The organism is Spirillospora sp. NPDC047279 (assembly GCF_040643285.1).
Classification (GTDB): Bacteria; Actinomycetota; Actinomycetes; order Streptosporangiales; family Streptosporangiaceae; genus Spirillospora.
The window spans coordinates 108,454-127,186 of the sequence record NZ_JBEYUA010000008.1 but is presented as its reverse complement, the minus strand read 5'-3'; the positions used below and the strand labels follow the sequence as shown (position 1 = coordinate 127,186).

Genomic DNA, 18,733 nt, shown 5'->3' with positions numbered 1-18,733 from the left:
GGCCGATGTCACGGGGCCGTCGTCACTCGGACTCGGACTCGCCCTCGGAGTCGGCGGACTCGGCGCCCTCGCCCTCGCCCTCGGCGGTCTCGGCCTCGGCGCCCTCGGTGTCACCGGCCGACGCGGTGGCGTCGTTGATCTGGAGGACCAGCGCCTCCTCGTCGGTGTCGAGGGTGACGCCGGACGGCAGCTTGACGTCCTTGGCCAGCACCTGCGAGCCGACCTCCAGCCCGGTGATGTCGACCTCGAAGTCGGTCGGGATGTGGGTGGCCTCGGCCTCGACCGACAGCTGCACCAGGTCCTGGGCGACGACGCCGCCGGAGATCACGTCGCCGGTGACGGTGATCGGGATCTCGACGACGACCTTCTCGCCGCGCTTCACCAGCAGCAGGTCGACGTGCTCCAGGAAGCCCTTGATCGGGTCGCGCTGGACGTCCTTGGGCAGCGCCAGCTCCGAGTCGGAGCCCAGGCCCTCGATGGACAGCAGCACGTTGGGGGTCTTGAGAGCCAGCATCAGGTCGTGGCCGGGCAGCGAGATGTGCTGCGGGTCGGTGCCGTGACCGTAGAGGACGGCGGGCACCTTGCCGGCCCGGCGGGTGCGCCGCGCGGCACCCTTACCGAACTCGGTGCGCGGCTCGGCGGCAATGCGTACCTCGGACACGGCGAAAACTCCTCGTTTGTTGCGATCCACGGCCGTCCTGCATGGACGTCCGCTGCGGACATAAGCGAATCAGGCGTTGCTCGTGGCGTCATGCGCCTCGAAGATTCTTTGCGTTCCCCGGGGAGTGCGAGTCCGGTATCGGAGCCGTACTGAACGACCCGAGGCATACGCGGATTCGGCAAGTCTAGCCGATCGTCGCAACGGCGAGCGCCACCAGTACGGAAGCCGAACCCGCGGTGAAGCCTCGCCGTACGGCCGAACGCCCCGCCGCCCGGGACACCGGGCGCGGGGCGTTCGGCCGCGACGATCGGGGGCCGCCTAGCTGTGACCACCGAAGAGGCTGGTCACCGAGCCGTCGCTGAAGACCTCGTGGATGGCCTGCGCGACCAGCGGGGCGATGGGGAGCACCGTCAGCTTGTCGAACCGCTTTTCCTCCGGGATCGGCAGGGTGTCGGTCAGGACGACCTCGGAGATCCGGGAGTTCTTGAGGCGGTCGACGGCCGGGCCGGAGAGCACGCCGTGCGTCGCGGCCACCACGACCTTGGTGGCGCCCTGGTCGAAGAGCGCGTCGGCGGCCTTCACGATCGTGCCACCGGTGTCGATCATGTCGTCGACGATCACACAGGTGCGGCCCCTGACCTCACCGACGACGTCGAAGACCTTGACCTCGTTGGCCACGTCCGGGTCGCGCTTCTTGTGGATGATCGCCATCGGCACGCCGCCCAGCCGGTCCGACCAGCGCTCGGTGACCCGCACCCGACCCGCGTCCGGGGCGACCATCGTCACCTGCGTCAGGTCGAGCCGCTGCTCGAAGTGGTCGGCGAGGATGTCCAGCGCGAACAGATGGTCGACGGGGCCGTCGAAGAACCCCTGGATCTGCGCCGTGTGCAGGTCGACCGTGATCAGCCGGTCGGCGCCCGCGGTCTTGAACAGGTCCGCCATCAGCCGGGCCGAGATCGGCTCGCGGCCGCGGTGCTTCTTGTCCTGGCGCGCGTACCCGAAGAACGGCGCCACCACGGTGATCCGCTTGGCGGAGGCGCGCTTGAGCGCGTCCACCATGATCAGCTGCTCCATGATCCACTGGTTGATGGGAGCTGTGTGGCTCTGGATCACGAAGGCGTCCGAGCCGCGGACCGACTCCAGGAACCGCACGAACGTCTCACCGTTCGCGAAGTCGTAGGCCGATGTCGGCGTCAGCTCGACGTGGAGATTGTCGGCAACTTCCTTGGCCAGGTCAGGGTGCGCCCGGCCGGAGAAGAGCATCAGCTTCTTCTGGCCGCTCGCCTTGATCCCACTCACCTTTGACAACTCCCCCTCAACGGAACCGTACTTTTCGTGGGTGTGTTGTCCCCACTCACCGCAGGCCGAATGAGTGGACGGCCCACGGTGATCTGTTATGCCCCGGAGGGAGACCTCCGAGCGTTTGTCCCGGGGAAGGCGTCGTTGCCCGCCGGGCTGACCGGGGGCCGGTACGCCCCCGGAGCTCGTTATTCGGCGTCCTCGGCCCTGTCCCTGGCCTTGGCCGCCGCTTCGGCGAACCGGGTGCCGGCGAGCCTGCGCTCCACCCACCCGTCGATGTTGCGCTGCTTGCCGCGGGCGACCGCGATCGCTCCCGACGGCACGTCACCGGTGATCGTCGAACCGGCGGCCGTGAAGCCGCCGTCCTCCACCGTCACCGGCGCCACCAGCACCGTGTTGCTGCCCACGAAGGCGTTCTCGCCGATCTCCGTCGGCGACTTCTTGGAGCCGTCGTAGTTGGCGAAGATCGTCCCGGCGCCGATGTTGCTGCCGCCGCCGATCGTGGCGTCGCCCACGTACGTCAGGTGCGGGACCTTCGCGCCCTCGCCCAGCTCGGAGTTCTTGGTCTCGACGTAGGTGCCGACCTTGGCCTTGCGCGCCAGCCGGGTGCCGGTCCGCAGGTAGGCGTACGGCCCGACCGACGCCTCGGGGCCGATCTCCGCGTCGTCGCACACCGCGTGGATCACACGCGCGCCCGCCCCGACCCGGGTGTCGGTCAGCGTGCAGCCGGGCCCGACCTCGGCGCCCTCGTCCAGGTGCGTCCGCCCGTGCAGCTGGGTGCCGGGGTGCACCACCGCGTCGGCCTCGGCCGTCACCTGCACGTCGATCCAGGTGCTCTGCGGATCGACGATCGTCACGCCCGCGCGCATGTGCGCCTCGAGGACGCGGTCGTTGAGCTGCCGCCGCGCCTGCGCGAGCTGCACCTTGTCGTTGACGCCCTGCGTCTCGACCCAGTCGCCGGCGCGGTGCGCACCGGCCCGGTGCCCGTCGCCGCGCAGGATCGCCACCACGTCGGTGAGGTATTCCTCACCCTTGGCGTTGTCGGTCGTCACCCGCTTGATGGCGTCCGCCAGCAGCGCGCCGTCGAACGCGTACATCCCCACGTTGATCTCACGGATCGCCCGCTGCGCCTCGTCGGCGTCCTTGTGCTCGACGATCGCCGTGACCTGGTCGCCCTCGCGGATGATCCGGCCGTACCCGGTCGCGTCCGGCATCTCGGTGGTGAGAATCGTCACCGCGTTGCCCTCGTCCTCGTGCGTCCGCACGAGGTCCGCGAGGGTCTCGCCGCGCAGCAGCGGGTGGTCGCCGTTGGTCACGACCACGGTGCCCCGCAGCTCGCCGACCTGCTCCAGCACCATCCGCACCGCGTGCCCGGTGCCGCCCTGACGCTCCTGGACGACCGGCTCGGTGCCCGGCGCGGTCTCCTGGAGATAGGCGACGACCTGCTCGCGGCGGTGCCCGACCACCACGAGGGTGCGCTCGGGCTCGAGCTCCCCCGCCGCGGCCAGCACGTGGCCGAGCATGGTGCGCCCGCACAACTCGTGCAGGACCTTGGAGGTGCGGGACTTCATCCGTGTGCCCTCGCCTGCGGCGAGAACGATGACGGCGGCCGGGCGGGTGGCCTGGCTCCGTGCACGGCCGACACTCACTGTGGAGGCTCCTCGGCGTGGCGGACGGGATCAACGCGGGCACGATCGCGGCTCAGACCTGCCATCTACCTGCTGCAATGAAGGGACCGCAGGTCGTAACGCACCCGACACCCGAAGGATACCGCCCAGCCCCGCCTTGTCACCCACTGGCCAACATCGGGCAAACACGACAGTTCCGCCGCCAGGAGTCGAACCTGGAGTCTTCGGGACCAAAACCCGCTGCGTTGCCAATTACGCCACGGCGGAGCGCAGGCCGGCGGAGGAAGGTCCGTCCGGCCCGTCGGGCCAACGATACCGGGCCGACGCCGCCGCCCTCACGCCTATTCCCCGGTGCCGTCACAGCGGCGGAGGCCGAAGCGGTCGGCGAACGCTCAGGCGCGGGCGCCCTGATCGACATGTCCGCGCTCGTTTAGGACGTCCACCATCGAGCAGTTCATCCCTGAGTCATCCGTCCATCTCCAGGAGCCCGTCCATCTCCAGGGGCGCCGGAGCCTCGGCGAACCTTTGGCGGCGGTCGTGCGTTCGTGCTGTGTGAGGGGCATCGCACACGGCCCCGTGAATCAGGGGGCGGCGGGCGTCATGGTCGGCTCCCGACCAGGTGACAGCGGCATGACTCGCAAGTGAGCTTTGCGACTCCTGGGGTGGAATCCCCCTGATTTTACGTTCCGAGACTGTCCAACCTACGGCAGCGTAGGTTACGTTGGCGTAGGTACGCCCCGCACCAGAAAAGGTGGAACATGACTGCAACCCCCGTCCTAGAACCTGAACCCACGAGTCGGCAACCACGCCCCGAGATCGAGCCGGAGCCGACGAGCGTTTCGGAACGGGTCCTCGTCGGGGTGTTCACCGGTGTGCCGTTCCTCGCGCTCCTCGCCGCCATCCCGCTGGCCTGGGGCACGTTCCTCGGCTGGACCGACATCGCCCTCATGGCGATCTTCTACTTCGTGTCCGCCGCCGGCATCACGGTCGGCTACCACCGCTACTTCACGCACGGCTCGTTCAAGGCCAAGCGGCCCCTCAAGATCTTCATGGCCATCGCGGGCGGTCTCGCGATGGAGGGCCCGGTCATCACCTGGGTCGCCGACCACCGGCGCCACCACAAGCACTCCGACAAGGAGTTCGACCCGCACTCGCCGTGGCGGTTCGGCAACGACTGGAAGGCCCTGAGCAAGGGCCTGGTCTGGGCGCACTACGGCTGGCTGTTCGACGGCAACCGCACCTCCAAGGAGCGGTTCACCAAGGACCTGCTGAACGACCGGGACATGGTCCGCATCCACAAGGCGTTCCCGCTGCTGGTGCTGGTCTCGTTCCTGCTGCCCACGATCCTGGGCGGCCTGCTCACCATGTCGTGGCAGGGCGCGCTCACCGCGCTGTTCTGGGCCGGCCTGGTCCGGATCACGCTGGTGCACCACGTGACGTGGTCGATCAACTCGATCTGCCACACGTTCGGCCAGGAGCACTTCGCGGTCCGCGACAAGTCCCGCAACGTCTGGTGGCTGGCGATCCCGTCGCTCGGCGAGTCGTGGCACAACCTGCACCACGCCGACCCGACCTCCGCACGTCACGGCGTGCTCAAGGGGCAGGTCGACATCAGCGCCCGCGTCATCTGGGCCTTCGAGAAGGCGGGCTGGGCGCACGACGTCCGCTGGCCCGACGCGGAACGGCTTGCGAGCAAACGTACGAACGCCTCCGTGTGAGCGTCACAATTGATCCCATGACTGAACCTGCCCCACGCTCGCGCCGAAAGCGCATGACAGGCAAGGAACGACGCGAACAGCTGCTCAACATCGGACGCACGCTGTTCGCCGGGCGGGGGCTGGACGGCACCTCGGTCGAGGAGATCGCCGCCGCGGCGGGGGTCTCCAAGCCGGTGGTGTACGAGCACTTCGGGGGCAAGGAAGGCCTCTACGCGGTCGTGGTCGACCGCGAGTTCGAACGGCTCCTGGCGCTGGTCACCGAGGCCCTCAACTCGGCGATCCACTACCGGGGCAAGCTGGAGAAGGCGGCCCTCGCGCTGCTGGAGTACATCGAGGAGAACCCCGACGGGTTCCGCATCATCGTCCGCGACTCGCACGGCGGCACGGGCACGGGCTCGTTCGCCAGCCTGCTGTCGGAGATAGCGGGCGAGGTCGAGTACGTGATGGCGCAGGAGTTCGAACGCCATGACTACGACGAGAAGTTCGCGCCGATGTACGCGCAGATGCTCGTCGGCATGGTCGCCCTGACGGGCCAGTGGTGGCTGGACGCGCGCAAGCCCAAGCGCGAGGAGGTGGCCGCGCACATGGTCAACCTCGCCTGGAACGGCCTCTCGGGCCTGGAGCCGCGCCCCTCGCTGGACCCGCGCCGCCGCCGCAGGGAGATGGAGCGGATGAAGTCGCGCGCGGCGAAGGAGGCGGCCAAGGAGGAGAAGGCCGCCGGGAAGGCGGCGGCCAAGGAGGCCAAGGCCCACCGCAGGAGCCGCCCCGCCGACGACGATCTCCCCGACCCCACGCCGCATCCGGCCTGATGACGACCGTTCCCGGCCCGGGAGCCGCCTGGCGGCCCCGGGCCGGCGCGTTCCCGGTGTGACGGGCGTGCGACACGAAGAACCGGTGGCCGTCCGGAGTTCGTCCGGGCGGCCACCGGCCGGGGTCGCCGGGCTCGGGTCGCGAGTCCGGGGCTCATGGATGGCGCCCGCCGCGCGAGAGGCCACACCGCAGGGGAACGATTGGCTTCTCTCGCACGGCGGGCGTCACCCCGTCTATGGACCTCCCGCGACGACGAAGACGCGCCTGAACGGGAAGACGGTGCCGTACGGGGTGGACGGGTAGGCCTCGCGCAGGCGCGCGCCGTACTCGTCCAGGAAGCCGGTGGCCTCGGCCGCGTCGAGCCGGGTGAGGACGGGCCGCAGCGCGGTGCCCTTGACCCATTCGAGCACGGGGTCGTCGCCGTGGAGGACCTGCGCGTAGGTGGTCTCCCAGGCGTCGGCCCGGTGGCCGTGGCGGGCCAGGAGGTCGAGGTAGCCGGACGGGTCTCTGACCGGGTGCCACCGGAGGACGTCGCCGAGCCGGTCGCGCCAGCGCGGCGAGGTGCAGACCTCGCGCAGCAGGGCGTGGCTGGGGGCGTCGAAGTTGCCCGGGACCTGGAACGCCAGGCGTCCGCCGGGGGCGAGCGCGGCGGCCCAGCGCGGCAGCAGGTCCTCGTGCTCGGGCACCCACTGGAGGACGGCGTTGGAGACGATCAGGTCGACGGGGCGAGCCGGGGTCCAGGTGGTGACGTCGCCCACGGCGAACGTGATGCCGGGGACATCGGGCGCCGCGGCGATCATCTCGGGCGAGCCGTCGATGGCGGAGATCGCGGCGTCCGGCCAGCGGGTGCGCAGGGTGGCGGTCAGCTCGCCGCTGCCGCAGCCGAGGTCGGCGATGTGCCCGGGCGCCTCCAGGTCGACCCGGGCGAGCAGCTCGGCGAAGGGCCGGGCGCGTTCGGCACCGAAGACCCCGTACTGCGCGGGATCCCAGACGGCTTGTCTCGACATCAAGACATATGATGCCCGGCCCTTATCTTGATGTCAAGAAACATCCTCGACATCCACCGTCTCAGCCGTTGGGCAGGATCACCGCCCGGCCGTTGACCCGGCCCGCGTGCAGGCGCTCGTACGCCTCCGGGGCCTCGTCCAGACCGTAGGTCTCCACGTGCACATCGATCTTGCCCGCGCGGCCCAGCTCCAGGACCTCGACCAGCTCGCCCCGGCTCCCCCAGTACGGCGCCCGGACGGACGCGTCGAACGGGGTCAGGCCGAAGCCGACCTGCGCGGCGGCCCCGCCGATGCCCACCAGGACGACGTCGGCCTCCACGGCGGCGACGGCCGTCGCGGTCGCCACGGTCGGAGCGGCGCCGACGAAGTCGAACACCCCCTCCGCGCCCAGCCCGCCGGTGAGCTCGCGCACCTTCGCGGCGGCGTTCTCGTCGGACAGGACGGTCTCGTGCGCGCCGACCTTGCCGGCCAGCTCCAGCTTCTCCGCCGAGACGTCCAGGGCGATGACCCTGGCCGGCGTGAGGGCGCGCAGGAGCTGCACCGCGACGTGCCCCAGCCCGCCCGTGCCGATGACGACGGCGGTGCTGCCCGGCACGAGCTTCGACAGGCTGCCCTTGATGGCGTGGTAGGGGGTGAGGCCCGCGTCCGTCAGCGGCACGCCGGCGACCGGGTCGAGATCGCCGAGCGGGACGAGATGGCGCGCGTCGTCGACCAGCAGATACTCGGCGATGGCCCCGGGCGCGCCCAGGCCGGGCGGCCGGATCTCGAGCTCGTCGGCGCGGAGACAGTAGTTCTCCTTGCCCTCCGCGCACTTCAGGCAGGTACCGCACCCCCACGGGCCGTAGACGGCGACCGACTCGCCCTCCGACAACCCCTGCACGCCTTCGCCCAGCGCCGCGACGGTGCCCGCGCCCTCGTGCCCCAGGGTCAGCGGCAGCCGGTAGGGGAAGCCCTCCGCCGGCCAGCTCATCACCGCGATGTCGGAATGGCACACCCCGGCCGCGGTCACCTTGAGCAGGACCTGCCCCGGCCCCGGCTCGGGATCGGGGACGGTCACGACCTCCGGAGCCGCGCCGATCTCGCGGTACTGGACTGCTCTCATGCTCGGCTCCTCGTCGTGCGCCCCTCGTGCGCCGTCGGCCGGGCGGTGGCCTCGTCCCCCCGCCCTGAGGAACCCCTACCCCGAGTTCGCCCGGCGGCCGGCCAACTCCGCACCAAGTTTGACGCCGTGCGCCGTCTTGATGTCGAGACAGTCTTCTCGATATCAAGACAGGTAGGCTGTCGCGCATGCACGACGAGGTCGATCGGCTGGTCGAGGCCTGGCGCACCGAGCGCCCGGATCTCGACGTGCAGCCGCTGCAGGTCCTCAGCCGGGTGTCCCGGCTGGCCCGGCACCTGGACCGGGCGCGACGGGCGGTGTTCGCCGCCCACGACCTCGAGCCCTGGGAGTTCGACGTGCTGACCGCGCTCCGCCGCGCCGGCACCCCGTACGAGCTGAGCCCGGGCCGGCTGCTGCGGGCGACGCTGGTGACGTCCGGCACGATGACCAACCGGATCGACCGGCTGGCCGCCGCCGGGCTGGTCGAACGCCATCCCGATCCCGCCGACAAGCGCGGCGTCCTGGTCCGGCTCACCGTCGCGGGCCGGACGCGGGTGGACGCGGCGTTCGCCGACCTGCTGCGGCGCGAGCACGACATCCTCGACGGGCTGGACGAGAAGGAGCGCGACGCGCTGGCGGGCCTGCTGCGGACGCTCCTGCTCCCCTTCGACGGCCCGGACGGCCCCTGACCCGGACGAGCCGGGTCAGCCCAGGTCTTCGGCGAGGAGCAGCCACTCCTCCTCGACCTGCGCGGCCTCCGCCTGGACGTCCCTGAGCCGCGCGTTCAGCTCCTGCAGCTTCTCGTAGTCGGTGGCGTGGGCGGCCAGCCGCTCGTGCAGGTCCGCCTCCTGCTTGGCGATCTTGTCGAGGCGGCGTTCGAGCTTGTCGAGCTCCTTGCGGGCCTTCCAGTCCTGGCCGCTGCCGCCCTTGGCCGCGCCGGGCGCGGTGACCGCGGTGGCGGTGGCGGCTGGGGCGGCGGACGCCGGGACCGCCGCGGACGGCTTGACCGCCGTGCCCTTCTGGCGGCGGTCCAGGTATTCGTCCACGCCGCCCGGCAACATCGCGACCCGGCCGTCGCCGAGGAGCGCCGCGACGCGGTCGGTGACGCGCTCCAGGAAGTAACGGTCGTGGCTGACGACGACGAGCGTGCCCGGCCAGCCGTCGAGGATGTCCTCGAGCTCGGTCAGCGTCTCGATGTCGAGGTCGTTGGTCGGCTCGTCGAGCAGCAGCACGTTCGGCTCGTTCATCAGCAGCCGCAACACCTGGAGACGGCGGCGCTCGCCGCCGGACAGGTCGCGGACGGGCGTCCACTGGCGGTCGCTGCGGAAGCCCAGGCGTTCGAGCAGCTGGCTCGCGGTCCACTCGCGCTTGCCGACCGTGATCCGGCCGCGGATCTCCTCGACCGACTCCAGGACGCGGCGGGACGGGTCGAGCTCCTCCAGGTTCTGCGAGAGGTGCGCGAGCTGGACGGTCCTGCCCTTGACCACCTTGCCGGAGTCCGGGGTCACCGCGCCGTCGAGCAGGCGCAGCAGCGTGCTCTTGCCGCTGCCGTTGACGCCGACGAGGCCGATCCGGTCGCCGGGGCCGAGCTGCCAGGTCAGGTGCTCGAAGATGGTCCGGTCGCCGAGCGACACGGTGACGTCCTCCAGGTCGTACACCGTCTTGCCGAGCCGGGCCGTGGCGAAGCGCGTCAGCTCGACCGAGTCGCGCAGCGGCGGCTCGTCGGCGATCAGCGACTGGGCCGCGTCGATCCGGAACTTGGGCTTGGACGTGCGGGCGGGCGGGCCGCGCCGCAGCCAGGCCAGCTCCTTGCGGAGGAGGTTCTGCCGCTTGGCCTCGGTGGCGGCGGCGATGCGCGAACGTTCGGCCTTGGCCAGCACGTACGCGGAGTAGCCGCCCTCGTAACGTTCGACGGCGCCGTCGACGACCTCCCACGTGCGGTCGGTGACCTCGTCGAGGAACCACCGGTCGTGGGTGACCACGAGCAGCGCGACCCTGCGGCCCTTGAGATGCCGGGCCAGCCAGTCGATGGCCTCGATGTCGAGGTGGTTGGTGGGCTCGTCGAGGATCAGCAGGTCGGACTCGGGGACCAGCAGCCGGGCCAGGGCGATGCGGCGCCGCTCGCCGCCGGACATCCCGGCCAGCGGCGCGTCCAGGGCGAGGTCGGCGATCAGCCCGCCGAGGATGTCGCGGATCCGGGTGTCGCCCGCCCACTCGTGCTCGGGCCGGTCGCCGAGGACCACCGACCGCACGGTCGTGTCCGCGGCGAACTCGTCCCGCTGGGTCAGGTAGCCGAGCCGCAGGCCGCGGGTGTGCGTGACGCGGCCGGAGTCGGGCTCGATCCGGCGGGCGAGGACGGATACCAGGGTGCTCTTGCCGCCGCCGTTGCGGCCGACGACGCCGATGCGGTCGCCGGCGTCCAGCCCCAGGGACACGGCGTCGAGCAGCGGCGCGGGCCCGTAGGCCTTGCTGACGGTCTCAACATTGATCAGATTCACGACGTCATCAAGGCTAGTGCCCTCCGGACGCCGCGGCGTACGCGCCGGCCTCGTCCACGGCGCCCGCCGCCGCCCCGTTCAGTCGCTGGACGAGCTGGAGGACGACGATCCTCCGCTGTCGCTGCCACTGCTGCTGGACGACGAGCCGCTGTCGTAGCCGGAGGACGACGATCCCCCGCTGTCATAGCCGGACGAGGACGAACCGCCACCGTCGTAGCCGTAGCCGCCGCCGTACGCGTCATGGCCGCCGTAACCGCCGTGGCCTCCGCCGCCGTGGTGGCCCGGGTATCCGCCCTGGCCGTACGCGTCGTACTGGGCGGCGTTCCACTGCGAAGGGTGCGGCGCGCCGTAGCCGGGACCGGGCTGACCTGGCTGCCCATAGCCCGGAGGACCGTAGCCGGAAGGCCCGTGGCCCGGGTGCGGCGGGCCGTACGGGGCGCGATTGCCGCTGGAGGACGCCACCACGACCGCGATGACGACGCCCACGATCGCGATGACGATGAACGCGAGGATGATGAACAGAAGCAGGGCTGCTGTCACGGCCGGGTCCCTCCGACGACGGAACTCCTGCATAACCGACGCACGGCCGGCCCGTCCAGTTCACCGCCGCCCCGTCCGGCTCGGCGGCGCGGCTCAGATCACGGTGGCGCCGGGGGCGGGGCCGGTGGTGCGGACGACCGACTCGGCGACGCCCGCGCTGGACAGGACGGCGGCCAGCTCTCCGGCATGCTCGGCGTTCTCGGTGAGGAAGGCGCAGGTGGGGCCGGAGCCGGAGACCAGGGCGCCGATCGCGCCGAAGTCGCGTCCCGAGGTCAGCGTCCGGCGCAGCGAGGGGCGCAGCAGCAGCGCGGCGGGCTGGAGGTCGTTGGTGAGCGCGGCGCCCAGGGCCTTGGCGTCGCCGGTGGCCAGCGCGGTCATCAGCGCCTCGGAGACCGCGGGCCAGGGCGCCCGCTCCCCCTGCGCCTCGCGCAGGCGGTCGCACTCGGCGTAGACGGCCGGGGTCGACAGGCCGCCGTCGGCGGTCGCGAAGACCCAGTGGAACGTGCCGCGGGCCAGGGCCGGGGTCAGCTGCTCGCCGCGCCCGACGCCCACGGCGGTGCCGCCCAGGAGCGCGAACGGGACGTCGCTGCCGAGGTCGGCGCCGAGGTCCATGAGGTCGTCGCGGCCGAGCAGCGGCTCGTCCGGCGAGTCCCACAGGCGCGCGCAGGCGAGCAGGGCGGCCGCGGCGTCGGCGCTGCCGCCCGCCATGCCGCCGGCGACCGGGATGGCCTTGCGGATCCGCAGCGCCACGTTCGGCTCGACGCCGAGCCTGGCCGCCACGAGCCGGGCCGCGCGGGCCGCTAGGTTGTCGTCGTCGACAGGGACGCCGTCGACCGCGACCCGGGAACCCGGCGCGGTCTCCACCGCCACCGTCAGCTCTCCCGCGGGCACGGCCGTGACCTCGTCGAACAGGCCCACGGCGTGGAAGACGTTGACGAGGTCGTGGTATCCGTCGTCGCGGATCGGCCCCACGCTGAGCTGGAGGTTGACCTTGGCGGGCACGCGGACGGTCACAGCGGTCACGAGAGGGAAGCGTAGAGGACCCGGCGGCCGCGGGCCGCGACCGGCCCCCGGCGCGGCGGTCAGCCCCCGCTGGTCACCGGGAGGTTGCGGGGGTTGAAGAACGGGGTGGTGGCGAACTCGCGCAGCGCCGAGACGGCCTCGCGGTCACCGGTCACCTCGAACTTGCTGCGGCGGTCGCGCACGTCCTGCGCCAGCTCGTCGGAGTTGAAGTAGACGACGGCCTTGATCTGCGGGTTCTGCAGGGTCTGGGCGGCCTTGCGCAACCATTCGGCCCGCCGCGTCGTGTACGACTTCGGCACCCCGAACTCGGCGACCATGATCGGCTTGGGGTGCTTGGCGGCCCATTCCATGAACGGCTTCAGCGTCTCCGACAGGTCCCGGTACTCGTAGTCGGCGCCGGGCTGGGCGTCGACGCAGATCCAGTCGACCTGGTCGTCGCCGGGGTAGAAGGGCTGCGCGGCCTCCGAGGCGAAGCCGCGCGCCGTCGGGCACCAGACCCAGGCGACGTTGTCGACCCGCTCCTGCTTGAAGATCGCGCGCAGGTGCTTCCACGCCGCGACGTAGTCCGCCGCGGAGTGGATCTTCATGTCGCGCAGGCCGGACTTGTCCATGTCGCGCTGCCAGCGCAGGAAGATCGGCTTGCCGGTGGCCTTGATGGCCCGGGCCCGTTCCCGGACGAACGCGTCGTGCCGGCCGTTCGCGATCTCGCGGGTGTCGGTGCCGGACCAGGTCATCAGCAGCGTGCGGGACCCGCTCGACAGCAGCTCGGCGTCGACCTTGCGCGGGAAGGGGGTCTTCCAGCCGTGGTAGGTCTGCACGATGTCGACCTTGCGGCCGAGATCGCGTTCGAACCCGGTCAGCGCGGTGACGCCGTCCTTGGCCTCGGTCTGCTCGTCGGAGGTGCGCTCGGGCGGCTCGTCGCCGACGGGCGGGGAGACCGACGCGGAGGGCTTGGGGCTGGCGGGGGTCTTACCGGGGGGCGCGGTGTACGAGGAGGCCAGGAGCGGCGGCACCCAGGCTCCGAAGTAGGCGCCCTGCGCCGGCGGCGTGGGCGCCACGCCCGCCCGCGCGGTGACCGTGATCTTCGGCGTGGCGGTGGCGCCGTTACTGCAGCCGGCCGCCACCAGCGCGGCCACCGCCGCCGTCGCGGTCAACGCCATCGCCGCGGGCATCATGGCCTTCGCCGCGGGCCTGGCCGTCCTGGCCGCCCGCGAACGCCCCTTCAGCATGATCCTCCGCCTCACTCTGATCCTTTGCGCCCCCAGGACCATACTTGGCAATGCGGGCAAATGAGGCCACGTCCAGCACCTCGCCCCGGGCCCGGGGGTCGATTCCGGCGGCGCGCAACGCCCGTTCCGCCTCCGCGGCCGAGCCCGCCCAGCCTGCCAGCGCGGCACGCAGCGTCTTGCGGCGCTGGGCGAATGCGGCATCGATCACAGCGAAGACCTCGTCGCGGCTCGCGGTCGTGACCGGCGGGTCACCGCGGGTGAACGCGACCAGCCCCGAGTCCACGTTCGGCACCGGCCAGAACACCGCCCGGCCGACCGGCCCGGCCCGGCGCGCGTCGCCGTACCAGGCGAGCTTGACCGACGGCACCCCGTAGATCTTGCCGCCGGGCGCCGCCACCATCCGGTCGGCGACCTCGGCCTGCACCATGACCAGGACGCGGCGCAGCGACGGCAGCTCGGCGAGCAGGTGCAGCACGACCGGGACCGCCACGTTGTAGGGCAGGTTGGCGACCAGCGCCGTGGGCGCGGGCCCCGGCAGGTCGGACGCGCGGACGCGCAGCGCGTCGGCGTGCACGACCTCCAGGCGTCCGGCGAGCCCCGGGGCGCGCCGCTCGGCGGTCGCCGGAAGCTCCGCCGCGAGCGCCGGGTCGATCTCGACGGCGACGACGCGGCGGGCCTCGGGCAGCAGCGCGAGGGTGAGCGAGCCCAGGCCGGGCCCGACCTCGATGACGACGTCGTCGGGCCGGAGCTCGGCGGCGCGGACGATCCGCCGCACCGTGTTGGCGTCGATGACGAAGTTCTGCCCGAGCGCCTTGGTCGGGCGGATGCCCAGCCGGCCGGCCAGCTCACGTACGTCGGCCGGCCCGAGCAGGGCGTGCGTGTCCTTGATGTCCCCCACCGGTCCAGTGTCTCAGGAGAAGAGGAACTTCCCGCAGTGCGGCCACTGGCCCTGCCAGCGCCCGTTCACCCGGTTGTAGAGGAGCTGGGCGCGGTAGGTCTGCTCGGCCGGGCTCGCGTCGCTCGGCCTGCCGGAGCCGCCCACCGACGACCACGACGGCAGCGAGAACTGGTAGAGCCCGTAGTAGCCCGCCGGGTTGACCGCCTTGGGGTTGCCGTTGGACTCGCAGTTGGCCAGGCCCTTCCAGTTGAGCCGGGCGGCGGAGCCGGCCGAGGCCGACTGCGGGCCGACCGCGATGATCTGGGCGACCGGCTTGCGCCTGACCGTCTGGTCGACGACGAGCTTGACCTTCTTGCCGCGCCGCTTGACCCAGGCGATCTGCACGACCTTGACGCCGGGACGGCCCTTGCGGAGCACCTTCTGGCTCCACGGCGGCAGTTTGGCGTTCTTCTTCTTGACGACCGGCGGCGGCGTCTTCACGGTCCGGGTGACCGGCGCCGACAGCAGCCGCAGTACCCGGATCACCTGCACGGACGTCGCGGGCGCGGTGAGGGGCGGCTTGACCAGGTGGTGCTGCCCGAGCTGCACCTGCGCCTGCGCGAGCACCTCCTGCACGGTCGCGCCCGTCGTCATCGCGGAGGTCCGCTTGCCGTCCACCACGAGCAGGACCTTGCGCGGCGGCGGGGCGCTCGCCTTGGGCGCGTCCGCGACGGGCCGCCGCTGCGAGTCGGCCTTCGCGCCGCCGCCGCAACCGGCGGCCAGCAGGCCGGCGACGAGCAGCAAGGCGAGCGCGGGGGGTGTGGAACGCACGGTGCCCTCCAGGACATCGCCGGCAGGGCCCGGGGGTGCCCTGCTCAACGGCCCCAGACCCTAGAGCCCCGGAGCCTCCTCCCGCCACCTCAACGCCCGATGTGCTCCACCGCCCGCGCCGCCGGACCATCCCGGCCGGATGGGGGCGCGCACCGGTTTGGTGGATCATGGGAGGGCGCGCCCACGGGAGGAACCGCATGACGACGACCCTCGGCACGGTGGCGGCACTGCGCCGCCATCCGGTCAAGTCGATGCTCGGCGAGGAGGTCACGGCGGCGGACGTCTCGCCCCGGGGCATCGCCGGCGACCGGGTGCGGGCGCTCGTCGACCGCGAGACGGGAAAGATCGCCAGCGCCAAGAACCCGCGCCTGTGGCGGGCCCTGCTCACCATGTCCGCGACCCTCCGGAACGGCACCGTCCAGATCACGCTCCCCGACGGCACCACCGTGGCCGACGAGGAGGCGGGCACCGACGAGGCGCTGTCGGCGTTCCTCGGGCGCGCGGTCACGCTGACCGGCACCCCGCCCTCGGCCGCCACGCTCGACCGGTCTGTCCCCGAGGAGGTGCTCGCCGCCGGGGTCACCGCGGAGGTCGGCGCGGAGGAGATCACGATCGGGCTGGGCGCCCCGCCCGGTGGTTTCGTGGACTTCGCGCCGGTCCACCTGATCGGCACCGCGACCCTGGCGGCCATCGGCGCGGCGAGCCCGCACGGCGTCGTCGAACCGGCCCGCTACCGGCCCAACCTGATCATCGAGACGGCGGGCCCGGCGTACGGTGAGAACGGCTGGAAGGGTCGGGAGCTGGCGATCGGCGACGAGGTGGTGCTGCGGGGGCTGTTCCCCACGCCCAGGTGCGCGGTCCCCACGCTCGAGCATGGCGACCTCCCCCGCGATCCGGACGCCCTCCGCGTACCGGCGCGGGACAACCGGATGGAGCCGCTCGAAGGCCTCGGGCCGAGCGCCTGCGCGGGCGCCTACGCCGAGGTCGTGCGGCCGGGGCGGGTCCGGCAGGGCGACACCGTCTCCCTCCTCTGACCGAGCTCCTCCTCTGGCCGAGGCCTGACCTGCGGCAGGGCCGCGCGCCCGGATGACCACGCTGAAGGCCCTCCTGACCCGGGTCAGCGATCACCTGGAGTCATCCAGGCACTACACCTAGGCGACACCTAGGCGACACCTAGGCGCGCGACGACAGGCCCGTTCGCACGCCCGCGACGGCCAGCACCCCGGCCGCCGCGACGTAGAACACGCAGTACGCCAGGAGCGGCCCGCTCGCCAGGAATCCGGCGAGCACGCCCAGCGCGGCCAGCAGCCAGAGCGCACCGAACGTCGCCCGCCGCCCCGCCGTCCCCGGCAGCATGAACGCCACCGCCAGCACGAGCAGCACCAGGCCCGAGGTGGCGAGGTAGTCGAGCCAGTCCTCGGCGGGATCGCTCTTCACGACCGCGACGGCCACCGACGTGTCGACGGCCTCCGACGTCCTGACGCCGTCGAGTCCGTCGAGTCCGTCGAGTCCGTCGAAGGCGTCTCCCGTGTCCCGCAGCGGCCACGGGGCCAGCAGGAACTGCGGCAGCCCGGCGAGGACGAGAGCGGCTAGCCGCCATCCCACCGCGGGCCGCGCCCACAACCGCGCGGCGCCCGCCGCGGGCGTTGCCTCGTCTCCGGTCGCCATGGCGCGGACCCTAACAAGATCACCCGAACCGGGCCCCGGATTCCCGATCATCCGGCGTCCCGTGCCACGATGCGCCTCATGGGGCGTTCGTTCGAGGATCTGGTGGCCGAGGCCGAGGCGGCGTCCGTGGACGGCTGGGACTTCTCCTGGCTGGACGGGCGCGCCACCGAGGAACGCCCGCCGTGGGGTTACGCGCGGGCGATGGCCGCACGGCTGGCTCGCGCGACCGCCGCGCTGGACGTCCAGACCGGGGGCGGCGAGGTGCTGAACGAGGCCCCCGAGCTTCCCGTCCTCACCGTCGCCACCGAATCCTGGCCGCCCAACCTCGCCAAGGCCACCGCACTGCTGCGCCCGCGCGGCGTGGCGGTCGTCAGGGACGAGGACGAGCCACCGCTGCCGTTCGCCGACGCGACGTTCGACCTGGTCGTCAGCCGGCACCCCGTCACGACCTGGTGGGCCGAGATCGCCCGCGTGCTCCAGCCCGGCGGCACCTACTTCTCCCAGCAGGTCGGCCCGGCGAGCGTCTTCGAACTGGTCGAGTTCTTCCTCGGCCCGCTGGACGAGGAGACCCGCCGTTCGCGCCGCCCCGACGACGCCCGCGCCGCGGCCGAGGCGGCGGGTCTGGAGGTCGTCGACCTCCAGACCGCGTCGTTGCGCACCGAGTTCCACGACATCGGCGCCGTGGTCTACTTCCTGCGCAAGGTGATCTGGATGGTCCCCGGCTTCACCGTCGAGCGCCATCGTGACCGGCTCCGGGACCTGCACGACACGATCGAGTCCGGCGGCCCGTTCACCGCCACCACCACGCGCTTCCTCATCGAGGCCCGCAGACCGGCCTGAAACCGCTTTCCCCGATCAGGCGTCCAAGGCCCCATGACAGTGAGATCGACTCTCGTGGTGGGGCTCGGGGCCCTGTTCCTCTTAGCGCTCAACTCCTGGCCGCTGTACGTCACCTACGTCTACCTGAAGGACGATCGGGCCGTCGCCCGGGTGGAGAGCTGTAACAGCGGCAGGCGGGGCTCGTCGAGCTGCGAGGTCACCTGGCGAACGGCGGACGGCCGGCAGGGCAACGGAAGCGTCTCCGGGTTCCGCGACGACCGGGAGGAGATCGACGTCCGCGTCACCCCCCTCGGTGGTGTCCAGGAGGTCGGCGACTATTCGGGGCTGCTCCTCTTCATCGGTCCGGCGGCCACTCTGGCGGCCGTCGGCTCGCTCACCGCGGCGCTCCGGCTCTCCGGCCGTCGCTCACGCCGGACCGCGAAGGGCCTCCTCGATGCCGGGCACGGGACGGTGTGGCGGATCCGGCACATGCGGATCACGGGGCCGGACGGCCGGGGAGTGCTGCGCGCCGGCTGGTCCGAACAGCCGCCCGGGTACCGGCCGGACGACCTCCCCGACCGGCTTCCCGTCCAGGAGGACACCCCCGGATTCAGGACCCAGACGGCCCGCCGGGGGCGCGAGTTCATGGCGATCACCGACGCGGAGAACGCACCGCTGTTCGCCGTCCAGCGGCGCGGCGGCTCCAAGAACGCACCCGACCTGTGTCTCCTCGCGGCCGACGGCTCCGCCCGCGCCGTGCTCCAGCAGGCCCCCGGAAGACCTCCCGGAGGCGCCGTCGTGGACCGCCTCGGCCGTCCCACGGGCTCGTTCGTCTCCGAGTCGGTGAACTCCGTCTGGACGCTGACCATCCGGAACCGGGACGGTGACAAGGTGGGCACGCTGGCCCGGCTTCAGTACCGCGACTGGGTGCTGCACCTGGACGACGGAGCGCCCGACGACCTCCGCGACCTCGGTCTCGCCGTGGCCCTGAACGTCGCCTGGTTCCAGCTCATGCAGCCGTGACGG

General features: G+C 72.1%; 18 protein-coding genes and 1 tRNA gene. 6 read left to right on the top strand and 13 right to left on the bottom strand.

Annotated features, from left to right (window positions below):
• Positions 1–22: 22 nt before the first annotated feature.
• From ABZ810_RS21820 to ABZ810_RS21805, 4 genes are all read right to left on the bottom strand, one after another.
• Positions 23–661: a 50S ribosomal protein L25/general stress protein Ctc gene (locus ABZ810_RS21820; RefSeq protein ID WP_358405745.1), complete on the bottom strand. Its 639-nt coding sequence runs from the start codon at positions 659–661 to the stop codon at positions 23–25.
• Between the two features lie 318 nt (positions 662–979).
• The gene (locus ABZ810_RS21815; protein WP_358405742.1) at positions 980–1,960 is read right to left on the bottom strand and encodes a ribose-phosphate diphosphokinase; all 981 of its coding nucleotides are present in this window, start codon (positions 1,958–1,960) and stop codon (positions 980–982) included.
• 188 nt (positions 1,961–2,148) lie between these two features.
• Positions 2,149–3,609, bottom strand: a complete 1,461-nt coding sequence (glmU, locus tag ABZ810_RS21810) for a bifunctional UDP-N-acetylglucosamine diphosphorylase/glucosamine-1-phosphate N-acetyltransferase GlmU (protein ID WP_358405739.1) — start codon at positions 3,607–3,609, stop codon at positions 2,149–2,151.
• 173 nt (positions 3,610–3,782) lie between these two features.
• Positions 3,783–3,855, bottom strand: a tRNA-Gln gene (locus tag ABZ810_RS21805).
• A 491-nt stretch (positions 3,856–4,346) separates the two neighbouring features.
• Here ABZ810_RS21805 and ABZ810_RS21800 point away from each other — a divergent pair.
• Both ABZ810_RS21800 and ABZ810_RS21795 read left to right on the top strand, forming a co-directional pair.
• Entirely contained in the window at positions 4,347–5,306 is a 960-nt protein-coding gene (locus tag ABZ810_RS21800) for an acyl-CoA desaturase (RefSeq protein WP_358405737.1), read from the top strand.
• A gap of 17 nt (positions 5,307–5,323) precedes the next feature.
• Positions 5,324–6,115: a TetR/AcrR family transcriptional regulator gene (locus tag ABZ810_RS21795; protein WP_358405735.1), complete on the top strand. Its 792-nt coding sequence runs from the start codon at positions 5,324–5,326 to the stop codon at positions 6,113–6,115.
• Between the two features lie 234 nt (positions 6,116–6,349).
• On the opposite strand, the gene ABZ810_RS21790 is transcribed toward ABZ810_RS21795, so the two are convergent.
• Positions 6,350–7,123 (bottom strand): trans-aconitate 2-methyltransferase, encoded by a 774-nt coding sequence (locus tag ABZ810_RS21790; protein ID WP_358405733.1) that lies wholly within the window; start codon positions 7,121–7,123, stop codon positions 6,350–6,352.
• Between the two features lie 61 nt (positions 7,124–7,184).
• Positions 7,185–8,225 carry an NAD(P)-dependent alcohol dehydrogenase gene (locus ABZ810_RS21785; RefSeq protein WP_358405731.1) on the bottom strand — a complete coding sequence of 347 codons (1,041 nt, stop codon included), beginning with the start codon at positions 8,223–8,225 and terminating at the stop codon, positions 7,185–7,187.
• Between the two features lie 185 nt (positions 8,226–8,410).
• Here ABZ810_RS21785 and ABZ810_RS21780 point away from each other — a divergent pair, with 185 nt between their 5' ends.
• A complete protein-coding gene (locus ABZ810_RS21780; RefSeq protein ID WP_358405729.1) occupies positions 8,411–8,911 on the top strand; it encodes a MarR family transcriptional regulator in 501 nt (166 codons plus the stop codon).
• 15 nt (positions 8,912–8,926) lie between these two features.
• Here the strand turns inward: ABZ810_RS21780 and ABZ810_RS21775 are convergent, their stop codons facing one another.
• The 6 genes from ABZ810_RS21775 to ABZ810_RS21750 all read right to left on the bottom strand — a co-directional run bounded on the left by ABZ810_RS21775 (position 8,927) and on the right by ABZ810_RS21750 (position 15,220).
• Positions 8,927–10,720 carry an ABC-F family ATP-binding cassette domain-containing protein gene (locus tag ABZ810_RS21775; RefSeq protein ID WP_358405727.1) on the bottom strand — a complete coding sequence of 598 codons (1,794 nt, stop codon included), beginning with the start codon at positions 10,718–10,720 and terminating at the stop codon, positions 8,927–8,929.
• Between the two features lie 78 nt (positions 10,721–10,798).
• Positions 10,799–11,260, bottom strand: a complete 462-nt coding sequence (locus ABZ810_RS21770; protein WP_358405724.1) for a hypothetical protein — start codon at positions 11,258–11,260, stop codon at positions 10,799–10,801.
• Between the two features lie 93 nt (positions 11,261–11,353).
• Positions 11,354–12,274 (bottom strand): 4-(cytidine 5'-diphospho)-2-C-methyl-D-erythritol kinase, encoded by a 921-nt coding sequence (locus ABZ810_RS21765; RefSeq protein ID WP_358406274.1) that lies wholly within the window; start codon positions 12,272–12,274, stop codon positions 11,354–11,356.
• A gap of 68 nt (positions 12,275–12,342) precedes the next feature.
• The gene (locus ABZ810_RS21760) at positions 12,343–13,443 is read right to left on the bottom strand and encodes a hypothetical protein (RefSeq protein WP_358406271.1); all 1,101 of its coding nucleotides are present in this window, start codon (positions 13,441–13,443) and stop codon (positions 12,343–12,345) included.
• A complete protein-coding gene (gene rsmA, locus ABZ810_RS21755; RefSeq protein ID WP_358406269.1) occupies positions 13,388–14,401 on the bottom strand; it encodes a 16S rRNA (adenine(1518)-N(6)/adenine(1519)-N(6))-dimethyltransferase RsmA in 1,014 nt (337 codons plus the stop codon). Before rsmA ends, ABZ810_RS21760 begins: the two co-directional genes overlap by 56 nt.
• A 21-nt stretch (positions 14,402–14,422) precedes the next feature.
• A complete protein-coding gene (locus ABZ810_RS21750) occupies positions 14,423–15,220 on the bottom strand; it encodes a transglycosylase family protein (RefSeq protein ID WP_358405723.1) in 798 nt (265 codons plus the stop codon).
• A 197-nt stretch (positions 15,221–15,417) separates the two neighbouring features.
• Between ABZ810_RS21750 and ABZ810_RS21745 the strand changes: the two genes are divergently transcribed.
• Complete coding sequence (locus tag ABZ810_RS21745; protein ID WP_358405720.1) at positions 15,418–16,254, top strand: MOSC N-terminal beta barrel domain-containing protein; 837 nt, start codon at positions 15,418–15,420, stop codon at positions 16,252–16,254.
• 139 nt (positions 16,255–16,393) lie between these two features.
• Here the strand turns inward: ABZ810_RS21745 and ABZ810_RS21740 are convergent, their stop codons facing one another.
• Positions 16,394–16,888: a hypothetical protein gene (locus ABZ810_RS21740; protein WP_358405718.1), complete on the bottom strand. Its 495-nt coding sequence runs from the start codon at positions 16,886–16,888 to the stop codon at positions 16,394–16,396.
• A 78-nt stretch (positions 16,889–16,966) separates the two neighbouring features.
• On the opposite strand from ABZ810_RS21740, the gene ABZ810_RS21735 reads away from it, so the two are divergent.
• Positions 16,967–17,728 carry a class I SAM-dependent methyltransferase gene (locus tag ABZ810_RS21735; protein WP_358405716.1) on the top strand — a complete coding sequence of 254 codons (762 nt, stop codon included), beginning with the start codon at positions 16,967–16,969 and terminating at the stop codon, positions 17,726–17,728.
• Between the two features lie 57 nt (positions 17,729–17,785).
• Positions 17,786–18,730, top strand: a complete 945-nt coding sequence (locus tag ABZ810_RS21730) for a hypothetical protein (RefSeq protein WP_358405714.1) — start codon at positions 17,786–17,788, stop codon at positions 18,728–18,730.
• Positions 18,731–18,733: the final 3 nt, after the last annotated feature.

Excerpts from the sequence above, each read along its gene's own strand:
- ABZ810_RS21735 (WP_358405716.1), top strand. The coding sequence starts at position 16,967 with ATGGGGCGTTCGTTCGAGGATCTGGTGGCCGAGGCCGAGGCGGCGTCC.
- ABZ810_RS21780 (WP_358405729.1), top strand. The coding sequence starts at position 8,411 with ATGCACGACGAGGTCGATCGGCTGGTCGAGGCCTGGCGCACCGAGCGC.
- ABZ810_RS21790 (WP_358405733.1), bottom strand. The coding sequence starts at position 7,123 with ATGTCGAGACAAGCCGTCTGGGATCCCGCGCAGTACGGGGTCTTCGGT.
- ABZ810_RS21795 (WP_358405735.1), top strand. The coding sequence starts at position 5,324 with ATGACTGAACCTGCCCCACGCTCGCGCCGAAAGCGCATGACAGGCAAG.
- ABZ810_RS21800 (WP_358405737.1), top strand. The coding sequence starts at position 4,347 with ATGACTGCAACCCCCGTCCTAGAACCTGAACCCACGAGTCGGCAACCA.
- ABZ810_RS21785 (WP_358405731.1), bottom strand. The coding sequence starts at position 8,225 with ATGAGAGCAGTCCAGTACCGCGAGATCGGCGCGGCTCCGGAGGTCGTG.
- ABZ810_RS21760 (WP_358406271.1), bottom strand. The coding sequence starts at position 13,443 with ATGGCGTTGACCGCGACGGCGGCGGTGGCCGCGCTGGTGGCGGCCGGC.
- ABZ810_RS21740 (WP_358405718.1), bottom strand. The coding sequence starts at position 16,888 with ATGGCGACCGGAGACGAGGCAACGCCCGCGGCGGGCGCCGCGCGGTTG.
- ABZ810_RS21745 (WP_358405720.1), top strand. The coding sequence starts at position 15,418 with ATGACGACGACCCTCGGCACGGTGGCGGCACTGCGCCGCCATCCGGTC.